The sequence below is a fragment of the gamma proteobacterium symbiont of Lampromicra miyakona genome (assembly GCF_059730895.1).
The window spans coordinates 886,575-901,424 of record NZ_AP035932.1 but is presented as its reverse complement, the minus strand read 5'-3'; the positions used below and the strand labels follow the sequence as shown (position 1 = coordinate 901,424).

The 14,850-nt window shown below is 61.3% G+C and carries 7 protein-coding genes; 1 reads left to right on the top strand and 6 read right to left on the bottom strand.

Features of this window, described 5'->3' with window-relative positions; translation table 11 throughout:
- Window positions 1–15: 15 nt before the first annotated feature.
- From AC6I8P_RS04085 to AC6I8P_RS04060, 6 genes are all read right to left on the bottom strand, one after another.
- Window positions 16–1,407 carry an efflux transporter outer membrane subunit gene (locus AC6I8P_RS04085; RefSeq protein ID WP_498031153.1) on the bottom strand — a complete coding sequence of 464 codons (1,392 nt, stop codon included), beginning with the start codon at window positions 1,405–1,407 and terminating at the stop codon, window positions 16–18.
- A gap of 12 nt (window positions 1,408–1,419) precedes the next feature.
- Entirely contained in the window at window positions 1,420–4,521 is a 3,102-nt protein-coding gene (locus AC6I8P_RS04080) for an efflux RND transporter permease subunit (protein WP_058780290.1), read from the bottom strand.
- Window positions 4,518–7,667 (bottom strand): multidrug efflux RND transporter permease subunit, encoded by a 3,150-nt coding sequence (locus AC6I8P_RS04075; RefSeq protein ID WP_141496323.1) that lies wholly within the window; start codon window positions 7,665–7,667, stop codon window positions 4,518–4,520. The genes AC6I8P_RS04080 and AC6I8P_RS04075 overlap by 4 nt, the downstream gene beginning before the upstream one ends.
- On the bottom strand, window positions 7,664–8,869 hold the full coding sequence (locus tag AC6I8P_RS04070; protein WP_498030998.1) for an MdtA/MuxA family multidrug efflux RND transporter periplasmic adaptor subunit: 1,206 nt from the start codon (window positions 8,867–8,869) through the stop codon (window positions 7,664–7,666). The genes AC6I8P_RS04075 and AC6I8P_RS04070 overlap by 4 nt, the downstream gene beginning before the upstream one ends.
- 443 nt (window positions 8,870–9,312) lie before the next feature.
- Complete coding sequence (locus AC6I8P_RS04065; RefSeq protein ID WP_058757072.1) at window positions 9,313–11,043, bottom strand: penicillin-binding transpeptidase domain-containing protein; 1,731 nt, start codon at window positions 11,041–11,043, stop codon at window positions 9,313–9,315.
- 311 nt (window positions 11,044–11,354) lie between these two features.
- Window positions 11,355–13,628, bottom strand: coding sequence for a molybdopterin-dependent oxidoreductase (locus AC6I8P_RS04060; protein ID WP_498030997.1), 2,274 nt, complete (start codon window positions 13,626–13,628; stop codon window positions 11,355–11,357).
- Window positions 13,629–13,824: 196 nt separating this feature from the next.
- On the opposite strand from AC6I8P_RS04060, the gene galR reads away from it, so the two are divergent.
- Complete coding sequence (gene galR / locus AC6I8P_RS04055) at window positions 13,825–14,826, top strand: HTH-type transcriptional regulator GalR (RefSeq protein ID WP_031279486.1); 1,002 nt, start codon at window positions 13,825–13,827, stop codon at window positions 14,824–14,826.
- The last annotated feature ends 24 nt before the right edge of the window (window positions 14,827–14,850 follow it).

Here is a 14,850-nt window from a genome sequence, read left to right as displayed (position 1 = left end):
TTTATCGTGATGAATTCAGGGTGATTCGCCCTGCCAGCCGCCGCCCAGTGCGGCGATCAGCGCCACGCTACTCACCCACTGGCTGCTCTGCAGCGACAGCAGGCTCTGCTGCTCGCTCAGGCTGCTGTTTTCCGTGGTAGCGACATCAAGGTAATCAATCATGCCGGCGTCATACTGGTTGCGCGTTACGCGTGCTGACGCCTGTGCCGCCACGGCGGCGCGCTGCTGCGCGGCGATTTCCCCCTGTAGGGTATTCAGTTCCACCAGGTTATCTTCCACTTCTCCCAGCGCGCTCAGCACCGTCTGGCGATAGGTGGCCACGCTGGCATCATAGGCGGCACGCGCCTGCGCCACTTTCGCCGAGGTCGCGCCAAAGTCGAGCAGCGTACCGCTGAGCTCCGGCCCCAGCGACCAGGCGCGATTCGGCAGCGACAATAAACTGTGGATCGCTGAGGCGGTCACGCCACCGCTGGCGCTGAGCGTCAGGTCGGGATAATAACCGGCAATCGCCACTCCGACCGCCGCGTTGGCGGCCGCCACGTTACGTTCGGCATAGGCGATGTCCGGACGGCGCTGCAGCAGCGCCGAAGGCAGGCTCTGCGGAATGGACGGCAGCGTGGCATCCAGCTTCGCCACCGGCAACGTAAAGTCGGCTGGCGCACGCCCCAGCAGCAGCGCCACCGCGTGCTCCAGTTGCGCGCGCTGCCACTGATAATCCTGCGCCGAAGCGCGGGCGCTCTCCAGCTGCATCTGCGCCTGCGCCAGAGTGGCGCGGGATTCGCTACCGGCGCGGTACTTGTTGTTAATCACGCTGAGATAGCGCTGATAAGCTTCAATGCTGCGCTGATAGAGCGCGATCTTTTCGTCGATGATGCGCAGCTGAAAATAGTCCTGCGCCAGCTCTGACTGGGCGCTCAGCGTGACATTGGCCAGTTCAGCCTGGCTGGCCTGCGCACTGGCCTTATCCTCTTCCTGGGTGCGGCGCAGTTTGCCCCACAGATCCAGCTCCCAGCTGGCACTCAGCGTAGCGCTGTGGCTGTTGCTGACGCTGCGCTGACCGCTGGTGCTGGCACGGCTGCCGCTGCGCGTGCTGCTGGCATCGTAGTCGAGTGAGGGAAACAGCGCCGCGCGCGACTGCGCGCTCAGCGCCTGGGCTTCGCGATACTGCGCCGCATAACTGGCGACGTTCTGGTTGGAGATGCTCACCTGGCGCAGCAGGCTGGACAAGGTGGCATCGTGATACACCGTCCACCACTCCCCTTTGCGACTGGCGTCCTGCGGCGTAGCCTGCGTCCAGCCTTTGGCCTCTTTATAGTGCGTCGGCAGCGCCATCGCCGGACGCTGATAATCGGGGCCAACGCTACAGCCAGCAACCAGTAGCGCCGCCGTCAGCGCGCCGATGTTCATCATTTTCATCAATCAGGATTCCACATGACGCACGCGCCGCCACTGACGCTGGGTGGCGCGGCTGAGACGATCCAGCCAGAGATAGACTACTGGCGTGGTAAACAGGGTCAGCAGCTGGCTCAGGGCCAGACCGCCGGCAATCGCAATCCCCAGCGGACTGCGTAAATCAGCGTCGCCACCGCTGCCCAGCGCCAGCGGCAGAGCGCCGAAGAAGGCGGCCAGCGTGGTCATCATGATCGGCCGAAAGCGCATCAGGCACGCCTGCGTAATCGCCTGCTGCGGCGACAGCCCCTGGCTGCGCTCGGCATGCAGGGCAAAATCGATCATCATGATGGCGTTTTTCTTGACGATACCGATCAGCAAAATGATGCCGATCAGCGCAATCACCGTCAGCTGCGTATTGGTCAGCAGCAACAGCAGCAGCGCCCCGACGCCTGCCGACGGCAGCGTGGAGAGAATGGTCAGCGGGTGAATGTAACTCTCATACAGTACGCCCAGGACGATATACACCGCCGCCAGCGCCGCAATAATCAGCCACGGCATGGTGGCGGTGAGCTGAGAGAACGCTGCGGCGGTGCCGGCAAAGCCCGCCTGAATGCTGGAGGGCAACCCCAGCTGTGCCATCGCTTGCTTAATCAGCGTCTGCGCCTGCTCCAGCGACACGCCGTCGTTGAGGTTGAAGGCGATGGTGCTGGTCGCTGACTGGCCCTGATGCGCAACCGACAGCGGCGCGTTGCCGCCGCTGAAGCGGGCAAAGGCCGCCAGCGGCACGCGATCGCCGCTGTCGTTAATCACATACAGTTGTTGCAGCATGGCCGGATCGCGCGTGTCGCTGTCCTGCAGGGCCATCACCACATGGTACTGATTGAGCGTGTGATAGAGCGTGGCAATCTGTCGCTGGCTAAAGGCATTGTTCAGCAGCGTGTCCAGCATCTGCACGTTAACGCCCAGCCGCGTGGCGCGGTCGCGATCGATATTGATCACCACCTCCTGTCCGCCGGTTTGCGCATCGGAATCCACGCTGTTGAGTTGCGGTATCGCGGCCAGCGCCGCCTGGACTTTCGGCGTCCAGCGGCGCAGCAGATCGAGATCGTCAGCCTGCAGGCTGTACTGATAAGTGGCGTTGGCGCTGCGCCCGCCGATGTGCAGATCCTGCGCGGCCATCAGGAACAGCTGCGCCCCGGCAATATGGCGGGTTTTCTGGCTCAGCCGGTTAGCCACTTCGGTGGCACTGGCGCTGCGCTGGTCAAAATCTTTCAGCCGGACAAAAAAGTTGGCGCTATTGCGCGAGCCAAACATGCCGCTGCCCATTGACGACATCACGCTGTCTACCGCCGGATCGGCCTCAATGATTTTGGTGAACGCCAGCATCTTTGGCTTCATCGCCTGGAAGGAGATGTTCTGGTCAGCGCGCAGGGCGCCCATCAGCAGGCCGGTGTCCTGATTGGGGAAAAAGCCCTTTTGCACCACGCTAAACAGAAACAGATTGAGCAGCACGGTGAGCAGCAAACTCAGCAGGGTAATCTTCTGGTGCGCCATCACCCACGCCAGGCCACGCGCGTAGGCGGCCAGCAGCGCGTTGAGCGCATTTTCGATTAGCTGATAGAGCGGATGCGGCCGCCGGGTGACCTGCGGCTTCGGCCGCAGCAGTCGGGCGCACAGCATCGGGGTCAGGCTGAGCGAGACAAACATGGAGATCAGCAGCGAGACCGTCAGCGTCACCGCAAATTCCCGGAACAGGCGGCCAACAATACTACCCATCAGCAGAATCGGGATAAACACCGCCACCAGCGACACCGTCATCGACAGCACAGTAAAGCTCACCTCATGGGCACCGCGCAGGGCGGCACGCAGCGGACTCAGACCGGCTTCGATGTGCCGGGTGATATTTTCCAGCACCACGATGGCGTCATCAACGACAAAACCCGTGGCGATGATCAGCGCCATCAGCGACAGGTTATCGAGACTGTAGCCGAGCAGATACATCACCGCGCAGGTGCCGATTAACGACACCGGCAGCGCCAGCGCCGGAATCACCACCGCCTGCAAATTACGCAGGAAGACAAATACCACGGCAATCACCAGCAGCATCGCCACCAGCAGCGTCTCTTCGGTGTCATACAGGGAGGCGCGCACCGTTGGCGAACGGTCTACCACCACTTTGAGCTGGGTATCGGCAGGCAGATCTTTCTCCAGCTGTGGCAGCTGCGCTTTGATGGCGTCAATGGTGTCGAGCATGTTAGCGCCGGCCTGACGCTTGATGGCGATCATCACCGACGGCTGTGAATTGAGAAAGCCGGCCTGATACTGATCCTCCACCGAGTCATACACCGTGGCGACGTCATGCAGTCGCACCGCCTTACCCGCGTGGTAGCTGACTATCAGGTCGCGGTACTGTGCCGCTTTGTCCAGCTGGCCGTTGCCGTCCACCATCCAGGACTGGCTGCTGCCCTGCAGCATGCCTTTCGGCAGATTGGTGGTGCTGCTGGCGACGGCGCTACGCACCGTATCCAGCGCAATGCCATAGTGCGTCAGCTGTTGCGGCTGCAGATCGATGCGGACCGCCGGCAGCGCGCTGCCCATCAGCGACACCTCGCCCACGCCCCTGACCTGGCCCATCGCCTGTTCAATTTTGCTTTCGGCGAGGTCATACAGTTCACCCGGCGTGCGCGTGGCGGAGGTAAGCGCCAGCATCACAATCGGCGCGTCCGAGGGATTCGCTTTGCGATAGGTCGGCAGCGACTCCATAGCACTCGGTAACAGGCTGCGCGCCGCGTTTATCGCTGCCTGCACGTCGCGCGCCGCGCCATTGATATCGCGGTCAAGTTCAAACTGCAGTATCACGCTGGTCGAGCCCTGCGAGCTGGTCGACGTCATCTCCGTCACACCGGCAATCTGGCCGAGCGAACGCTCCAGCGGCGTCGCCACCGTGGCCGCCATGGTTTCCGGGCTGGCACCGGCCAGGCTGGCGCTGACCATGATGGTAGGAAAATCCACCTGCGGCAGCGGCGCGACGGGCAGCAGCCGGTAGCCCAGCGCCCCGAGCAGCAGGATCGCCAGCGTCAGCAGCAGCGTGGCAACCGGGCGAAAGATGAACAGCCGGGTGATGTTCATGGCTCGCCCCGCGCCTGCTGCTGCCGGCGCTGCACGTAGCGCTTACCGCGCTGCGCCAGCCCATCAAACCACAGATAGATCACCGGGGTGGAGAACAGCGTCAGCACCTGGCTCACCAGCAGGCCACCAACAATCACCAGCCCGAGCGGCTGACGCAGTTCAGCACCCGAACCGGAGGCCAGCATCAGCGGCAGCGCCCCAAGCAGCGCCGCCATGGTGGTCATCAGAATCGGCCGGAAGCGCAGCAGGCAGGCTTGGTGAATCGCTTCGCGCGGCGTCATATGCTGCTTATGCTGCGCCTCCAGCGCGAAGTCGATCATCATAATGGCGTTCTTTTTAACGATGCCAATCAGCAGAATGACGCCAATCAGCGCGATCAGGCTGAATTCGCTGCCCGCCAGCATCAGCGTCAGCAGCGCCCCGACCGCCGCCGACGGCAGCGTGGAAAGAATGGTCACCGGATGAATAAAGCTTTCATACAGAATGCCCAGCACCACGTACATGGTGATCAGCGCCGCCAGAATCAGCCACAGCGTGTTGCCGGTGGCACTCTGAAACGCCGCGGTTTCACCCTGATAGCGCAGCGTTATGCTGGCGGGCAGTTTAAGCTGCTGCGTGACCTGCGCAATCGCCCGCTGCCCCTCCTCCAGCGAATAACCGGGGTTAAGATTGAACGACACCATCACCGCCGGGAACTGATTCAGACGCATGTGCATCAGCGCCCCGGTCCGCGCATGCACGCTGGCGATGGCGGTGAGTTTCACCATGCCGGTGGTGGTGGTCTCACTGTCGCTGTCGCTGCTGGTTGATGCACTGCTGCTCACCGGCAGATAAACGTCATCAAAAGACGCCGGCGACTGCTGATACTGCGGCGCCACTTCCAGCACCACGCGATACTGATTCGCCTGGGTAAAAATGGTGGAAACCAGCCGCTGCCCAAAGCTGTTGTACAGCGCGGTATCGACGTCAGCTGCCGTGATACCGTAGCGCGCCGCTTTATCGCGATTCAGCTCCACATAGGCCACGCGCCCCTGATCCTGCAGGTTGCTGACCACGCCATTAAACTCCGGGCGCTGCTGCAGCGCAGCTATCAGCTGCGGCGTCCAGCGCACCAGGTTTTCGCTGTCGGCATCATCAAGGGTGAACTGGTACTGGCTCGGCGTCACCTGATCGTTGACCGTCAGGTCCTGTGCTGGCTGCAGATAAAGCTGAATGCCGGCGACCTGGCGCGCCGCCTGCTGTAGCTGCGCAATCACCTCATCGGCTTTGACGTCGCGCTGGTCAAACGCTTTCAGGTTGATCTGCAGGCGCCCGCTATTGAGGCTGGTGTTATTACCGTCGATACCAATGGTTGAGGACACACTCTCGACCGCCGGATTTTGCAGGATCACCGTTGCCAGCGCCTGCTGACGCTGCGCCATCGCCGTGAAGGAGACATCCTGCGACGCCACGGTCACCCCCTGAATCAGCCCGGTATCCTGGGTGGGAAAGAACCCTTTCGGGATGGCCAGATACAGCAGCGCGGTGAGTGCAAAGGTTGCCAGTGCCACCAGCAGCGTCAGCTTCTGATGGTTGAGCACTACGCTGAGCAGGCGGTCATAGCCGCGGACCAGTTTGTCAAACAGCTCGCCGCCTTTGCGCGCAAAGCGTGACTGTTGCGACTCCGGAATATGCCTTAACAGCCAGGCACACAGCATCGGCGTCAGCGTCAGCGACACCACCATCGACACCAGAATCGAGACGGCTAGGGTGATGGCGAATTCGCGGAACAGCCGGCCGACCACATCGCCCATAAACAGCAGCGGAATCAGGACCGCAATCAGGGAAAACGTCAGGGAAATAATGGTGAAGCCAATCTGCTGCGAGCCTTTCAGCGCGGCCTGCATCGGCGTTTCCCCCTGCTCCAGCCGGCGTGAAATGTTCTCCACCACCACAATCGCGTCATCAATGACAAACCCGGTGGCGATGGTCAGCGCCATTAGCGACAGGTTGTTGAGGCTGAAATCGGCGAGATACATCACGCCAAAGGTGCCAATCAGCGACAGCGGTACTGCCACGCTGGGAATCAGCGTCGCCGCCACGTTGCGCAGAAACAGGAAGGTCACCATCACCACCAGTGCGATCGACAGCATCAGTTCAAACTGTACGTCGCTGATCGAGGCGCGGATGGTCTGCGTGCGATCGGCGAGCACACGCATTTTCACGCCATCCGGCAGCGCCGCCTGCAAAACGGGCAGCTGTTTTTTAATGCTATCCACCACCTGAATGACGTTGGCGCCAGGCTGGCGCTGCACGCTGATGACAATCGCCGGACGGTTATTGGCCCACGCCGACTGAAAGCGATTCTCCGGCCCCTGCTCGATATGGGCGATATCTTTCAGCCGCAGCGCCGCACCGTTCTGCCAGGTGAGAATCAGATTGCCGTATTCGGCCGCGGTGCGCAGCTGGTCGTTGGCGTCGATGGTCACAGAGTGATATTTGCCGTCGAAACCGCCTTTCGAACCGTTGACGTTGCTGTTGGCGATCAGCGTATTGACGTCTTCCAGCGACAGCTTGTGCGCCGCCAGCGCTTTTGGATCCATCTGCACGCGAATCGCCGGCTGATTGCCGCCCGCCAGGGTCACCATCCCCACACCGTTGATTTGCGACAGCTTCAGCGCCACGCGCGTGTTCACCAGATCCTGCACCTCAGTCAGCGGCAGCGTGTCGGAACTGGCGGCCAGCGTGATCACCGCACTGTCGGCCGGATTGACCTTTTTATACGTCGGCGGATTGGGCAGATCGTCCGGTAGCAGATTATTCGCCGCGTTGATTGCCGCCTGGACTTCCTGTTCGGCGACGTCGAGCGACAGATCGAGGCTGAACTTCAGGGTGATAATCGATGATCCGCCCGAGCTGGCAGACGTCATCTGGCTAAGACCGGCCATCTGACCGAGCTGACGCTCCAGCGGCGAGGTCACGGACGAGGCCATCACGTCCGGGCTGGCGCCAGGATAAAGGGTGGTAACCTGAATGGTCGGATAATCCACCTGCGGCAGCGCCGAGGTGGAGAGAAAGCGATAAGCGAACAGGCCGGCGATCAGCACGCCGATCATCAGCAGAATCGTCGCCACCGGGCGCAGGATAAACAGACGAGACGGATTCATGGCTGGGTACTTTTGCTGTCGTCAGCCAGCTGGACTTTGCTGCCGTTAGTCAGACGATCGATCCCCTCGGTCACCAGACGATCGCCTGGCGCAACACCCTGCAGGATCGCCTGACGATCTTCCCCCAGTGCCGGTCCGGTGGTGACCGCTTTGCGCGTCACGCTATTGTCTTTGTTGATAATAAACACAAAGCTCCCGTCGCTGCTCAGCTGCAGCGCCTGCGCCGGAATCACCGTCGCGTTTTTCAGCGTGCCAGTTTGCAAACGCAGATTAACGAACTGGTTGGCAAACAGCGCTTCGTCCTGGTTAGGAAAGCTGGCTTTCAGTTCGATGGTGCCGGTGCTGGTATCGATCTGATTGCTGATGTACTTCACATCACCCTGCGCCAGTATGGTGCTGTTGTCCTGATCGAAGGCCGTCGCGGGCAGGCTCTGGCCGTTGCGCAGTGCGCGCGTCAGCTGCGCGATGTAACTTTGCGGCACGCTGAACGTCACGGCGGCAGGCTGCATTTGCGTCACCACCACAATGCCGGTGGTGTCGCTGGTCTGCACCATATTGCCGGGATCGACCAGCCGCAGACCTACGCGGCCGCTGATCGGCGAGGTGATGCGGGCATACTCAATATCCAGTTTTGCGCTGGCGATTTGCGCCTGATCCGCCGCCACCGCGCCCTGATACTGGCCGACGGTAGCAATCTGGCTATCCAGATCCTGGCGCGACAGCGAGTCCTGCGCTGCCAGCTTTTTGTAGCGTGCCAGCGTCAGTTGCGCACTGTGCAGCAGCGCCTGGTTCTGGCTGAGATCGCCCTGATACTGCGCCAGCGTCGCCTGATAACTGCGCGGATCGATCTGCGCCAGCAGCTGACCGGCGCTGACTTTCTGCCCTTCAGTAAAGAACACCTGCTGCAGCTGCCCGGCCACGCGGCTGGTGACGGTGACGCTGGCGTTGGGGATCACCGTGCCGAGCGCATTCAGGTACACCGGCACGTCGGCCGTCGCGGCAATGCCGCTGTGCACCAGCGTTGCCGGGCCGCTCATCTGCGCCGCGCCGCGATGACCGCCTGGCGGCAGGTCGCCGGGTACTGCGCCCCGCTTGCCGCCTGCCACACGCCAGATCACGCCTGCCGCGATCAGCAGCACCAGCAACACAAGCAGCCATTTCAGCCAGCGGGAGAAACCAGAACGGGGAGCATGGATAGTCATCAGCGTCTTCAGATCAGCAAAAGTGTGGGTAAAAACCCCGGTAAGCAGGGGATTATTTCAGCGAAAATCATCACGACGCGCATTATCGGCGGATCGCCAGAACGTTTTCTATACGCAAACCGTAAGCGTTTCGTTAAGAGATGCAGGATTTAAACCGCGCCCGGCAACGGCCGGTGATAGCGCGCGCAGGCGCAATAAACGGGAGAGGAGGACAACTTACAGGCAAAAAAAACCCACGCATCCGCGTGGGTCGGTGCAACCGAACAGGGTGAATACCACAAGGGTATCGCTGCCACAGCAGCCGATCTTCACACCAATCAATACCTCTGGGACCTTTATCGTCGCGCAATGGCGGCGCGGATAACAGCCGCAAATCGCAACGGAGTTCGGCGAAATGCAACGAGGTGTGAAAAGCTCGACTGCGCGTTTACATCCTGATTTCGTTAAGATTTATCTGATGCCGGTTTACTGTAAATCGCGTCGGGTGCCACGTTCATGTGTTTCAGCACCGGCCCCATGATGTTGCCAAATACCGGCGCGGCCACCGAGCCGCCAAAGTGATCGCCAGCGGTAGGATGGTTAATCATCACCACCAGCGCCACTTCCGGATGGCTGGCCGGCGCGATGCCGGCGGTGTAGTTGACATAGCCGCCATCATATTTGCCGCTGCTGCCCATCTTCTCCGCGGTGCCGGTTTTGGTCGCCAGCCGGTAGCCCGGTACCGCCGCTTTCACCCCGGTACCGCCCGGCAGCACGTCACTCTCCAGCATGTGCACCACGGTTTGCACGATCTGCGGATCCGCCACCTGCCTGCCCAGTACCGGTGGCGTCACTTTGGTGATCGACAGCGGGCGATAGACGCCATACGAACCGAGCGTGGCGTACTCACGCGCAATCTGCAGCGGCGTTACGCGCAGACCGTAGCCGAACGAGAAGGTGGCGCGCTCAATGTCCGCCCAGCGCTGGCGATGCAGCGGGAAGTAGCCCACACTCTCACCGGTCAGTCCCAGCCCGGTCGGCTTGCCAAGACCAAACGCCTGATAGGTGTTCACCAGCGCTTCCGCCGGCATCGCCAGCGCGATGTGCGACACGCCGATGTCGCTGGATTTCTGCAAAATGCCGGTCATGGTCAGCCGCGGCCAGTGGCCGACATCGCGAATCAGGTGGCCGTTGACGCTGTAGGGCGTGGTGTCGATCACCGAATCGGGACGCACCAGATGACGCTGCAGCCCTTCCATCACCACCAGCGGCTTCACCGTCGAACCGGGCTCGTAGCTGTCATTGATGGCGGTATTGCGCATTTGCGCCGGCGTGGCGTTGTCATAATTGTTGGGGTTGAACGACGGATAAGACGCCATAGCGAGGATTTCGCCGGTGTCGATCTTCACCAGCACCGCCGCGCCTGAATCGGCCTTGTTGAGCAGCACGCCGTCGCGCAGCTTGCTGTACAGCGTAAACTGGTCAAACTTATCGATGCTGAGCTGCACCGTCGGCGGCTGCTTCGGCGGCTCGTAATCGATCATCGCAATAATGTTGCCGTCCCCATCCTGGCGATACACCTCTTTACCCGGCTCGCCCTGCAGTACCCGGTCAAAGCCCTTCTCCAGCCCGTTAAGCCCGTTATTGTCCGCCCCGACGATGCCAATCAGCGGCGCCGCGGCTTCACTCATCGGATAAAAACGGCTGTCGTCATACACCGAGCTGATGCCTTTCAGATGCAGCTCAGCAATATCTTTGGCAATGCCCAGCTCGATTTTGCGCCCGAGATAGAGGAAGCGCTTTTTCGGATTGGCGGTGATCTGCGTGCGCAGCTCGTCCGGTCGCAGATTCAGCGCCGCCGCCAGATAGCTCCATTTGGCGCTGGTGAAATCGGGATTGGCCTCCAGCACGCGCAGCGGATCGGCGATGATATCGCGCGATGGCACGCTGAGCGCCAGCGCCTGGCCGTCGCGGTCGAGCAGCGTGCCACGGTTGGTCGGCAGCGTCACGGTACGCAGCGAGCGCTGGTCGGCCTCGTGCTCCAGCATCGGATGATTGATCAGCTGCAGATCCCCGACGCGCGCCAGCAGCAGGCCCATGCAGCCTAATACGCCCAGACAAATCAGACGAAAACGAAACGGGTTAAACGGGGCTTTAATCTGGTCTTTTCCCAGAAATTTTTTAATCGGGGGCATGGCGATCCGCTGCGATAAAAGATGAATCCAAAGGGGTTAGCTGCAGTTATAAAGAAAGGTAAAGCGAGTTGACAGGAAAACAATGTATCAGTTCGTTTATGCCCGAGTGAGGTCACCGCAACGGGACGCATCACACCGGCAGATCGCAGGCAAAAAAAACCTGCGCATCTGCGCAGGTCGGTGTAATCAAGAAAACTGTTGATGTTCACCCATCAATACCTCTGGGACCCTGACTGTAGCAAGTTGCTCAGCGCAGAAACTATCACTCAAACGCAACAGTTACCGGCAAAATGTAACCAGCGGTGAGATTGTTAGCCGATTGTGCAACTGGCGTGTTTTTTGATTTCCACCAGGCAGCTCATGGCGTTCGGGCCCTGAGTTAACGACGAGGTTCCGATGTCGAGCGTCAGCACGTTAGGGTTGCCGGCGCGGTCCCACGGCTGCCACGCTTTGCCAAAACCGGGATCGAACCAGGCACCGGTGGCGATGATCACCACGCCGGGCGTCAGGCCGTCCGTCAGGCGAACGCCAGCCAGCATACGGCCACGCGCGTTGCTCACTTCAATCTCATCGCCGTCACTGATACCGCGCGCGGCGGCATCGTCAACGTGCATATACAGCGTTTCGTGACCGGCAGTTTTGCCGGCCTGCACCGTGGCGGTGGCATCCAGCTGACTGTGCAGGCGATCCGCAGGCTGCACCGAAATCATGTGCAGCGGGAACTGCGCGCTGAGCGCTGCGCCAAGCCACTCCTGCGGCGCGCGCCACTCCGGATGCCCGGCGAAATCCGCCAGCTGGTAATCGGCGATGGTCTGGCAAAACAGCTCAATTTTGCCGCTGGCGGTGTGAATCGGATGCGCCTGCGGGTCGGCGCGGAAATCATCCATAAACACGTACGGCTTGCCGCCCTGCGGAATCTCAACAAAGCCGCGCTGCCAGAATGCCTCAAACTCCGGGAACGCGATGTCCAGCTGCGCATGCGCCTGCGCGCACTGCTGGTAAAGATGCTCAATCCACTGCATCTCGTTGCGTCCTTCGGTAAAGCGATCACGGTAGCCAAGGCGATCGGCCAGATCGGCAAAAATATCAAAGTCGTTACGCGCCTGATGCTGCGGTTTAATCGCCTGGTGCATCGCCAGCACGAAGCGGTCACGCGACGAGCCGCCAATGTCGTTGCGCTCCAGCGTGGTGGTGGCCGGCAGCACGATGTCCGCCATCTGCGCCGCGGGCGTCCAGACGATATCCTGCACGATGACCGTATCCGGGCGCTGCCAGCCCTCGACCAGCCGGTTGAGCTGCTGGTGATGGTGGAACGGATTGCCGCCTGCCCAGTGCACCAGGTGAATGTCGGGATAGTGCAGCGTCTCGCCCTGAAACGCATACGGCTGGCCGGGATTGAGCAGCATGTCGCTGATGCGCGCCACCGGGATCGACAGGTTCGCCGGATTCGGGCCGGTGCTCATCAGCGGCGCCGGGCCTTCCTGGCGCGGATTGCCGACGCTGTTCATTGAACCATGGCCAAAAGAGAAGCCGCCGCCCGGCAGTCCCGGCTGGCCCAGCATCGACGAGAGCGCAATCATCATCCAGTACGGCTGCTCGCCGCGATGGGCGCGCTGCACCGCATAAGCACAGGTGATGAAGCTGCGTTTGCCCGCCAGCTGCTGCGCCAGCAGCGCGATACGCGCTGCCGGGATGCCGGTTATCGCACTGGCCCACGCGGGCGTTTTCGCCACGCCGTCGCTTTCGCCCAGCAGATAGGCACGCAGCTGCGGCCAGCCGGTGCAGTGGCTGGCGAGGAAAGCCTCATCGATCGCGTTCCGCCGGGTAATTTCATAGCCGAGCGCCAGCATCAGCGCCACGTCGGTGTTCGGGCGAATCGGAATCCACTCGGCGTTAACGAACGCCGGGCAGTCATCGCGCATCGGGCTGATATTAATGATCGGCGTGCCTTTGGCGCTCAGCTGCTGCAGCGCCGGTTTCAGGCTGTGCTCGCCAGCGCCGCCGGAGGCCACCTGCGCATTTTTCAGCGCCAGGCCGCCAAAGGCGACGAAAATTTCTGCATGATCCACCACCTGCGGCCAGTCGGTGACGCGGCCGGTGAGTGGCATATAAGTGCCAATCACGTACGGCAGAAAGAATTGTGCCGCGCCCCAGCTGTAGTTACCCTGCTGATCAACGCCACCGCCGCCCTGGAAATAGAAGCGACGAATCAGGGTGCGCGCGTGGTTAACGCGACCGGCTGATGACCAGCCGTACGAACCGTTGAAAATGCCGGAAGCGCCGTAGCGGTCGCGCACCCGGCGGTTCTCTTCCGCCACCAGATCGAGCGCGGTGTCCCAGTCCACGGCGACAAAATCTTCCCGGCCGCGCAGCGTGCGATCGCTGTTTTCACGCGACTTCAGCCACGAACGGCGCACCATCGGCTGACGGATGCGTTTATCCGAGTACACCAGTTCAGGGAGAGTGTGGATCATCGGGGAAGGATCGGCATCGGCGAAGAAAGGTTCGCAGGCAATCAGGCGCTGATTTTCGGTGACGGCGGTAAACGCGCCCCAGTGCGCAAGGTGCGGCACACGAGTTTTCATGGTTATGGGTCCGGCAGGCAGGTGTGATTCAGGCTGGCAGCATAGCACGGTGCCGTTACCGGGCTAAAGCCTCACCGTGAGCGTCTGATTTTCCGCACTTTTGCGACAGCGCTGACATTCTGGCGGGTTGCGGCTGCCGGGCTTTTCCGTAACACTGAGAGCATGTGTAAACGTTTTCCCGGATGTCGACCATTGCATGGCTACTATTAAGGATGTTGCCCGCATGGCGGGGGTGTCGGTCGCGACCGTGTCCCGCGTCATCAATAATTCGCCCAAAGCCAGCGAGAGTTCGCGCCTCGCCGTTACCCAGGCCATGGAACAGCTGCAGTATCACCCGAACGCCAATGCCCGCGCGCTGGCGCAGCAATCCACCGAAACGCTCGGGCTGGTGGTAGGCGATGTGTCAGACCCGTTTTTTGGCGCGATGGTGAAAGCGGTCGATGAAGTCGCCGGGCAAACCGGCAACTTTCTGCTGATTGGTAACGGTTACCATAATGAGCAGAAAGAGCGTCAGGCTATTGAACAGCTGATGCGCCATCGCTGTGCCGCCCTGGTGGTGCACGCCAAGAAAATTCCCGATGACGATTTAGAGCTGCTGATGAAGCAGGTGCCAGGTATGGTGCTGCTGAACCGGCTGCTGCAGGGGTTTGAGTCGCGCTGCATTGCGCTGGATGACCGCTACGGCGCCTGGCTGGCCACGCGCCACCTGATTCAGCAGGGTCATACGCAGATCGCCTTTATCTGCTCGACGCACACCATCTCTGACGCCGAAGATCGGCTGCAGGGCTACTACGATGCGCTGAAGGAGCACGGTCTGCCGTGCAACGACCGGCTGGTGGCGTGGGGAGAACCGGATGAGGTCGGTGGCGAGCAGGCAATGACGGAACTGCTCGGACGCGGCAAGCAGGTGAGCGCGGTGGCGTGCTACAACGATTCGATGGCCGCCGGTGCGCTGGCGGTGCTGAGCGACAACGGCATTCGCGTGCCCGAAGAGATGTCGCTGATTGGCTTTGATGATGTGCTGGTGTCGCGCTACGTGCGTCCGCGCCTGACCACGGTGCGCTATCCGATTGTGACCATGGCGCAGCAGGCCGCGCAGCTGGCGCTGGCGCTGGCCAACGGCACCGCGCTGCCGGAGGTAACCAATATGTTTAGCCCGACGCTGGTCAGGCGGCATTCGGTGGGTGGACCAGGTTAAACGGGTGCGGGCTTTCCCTCACCC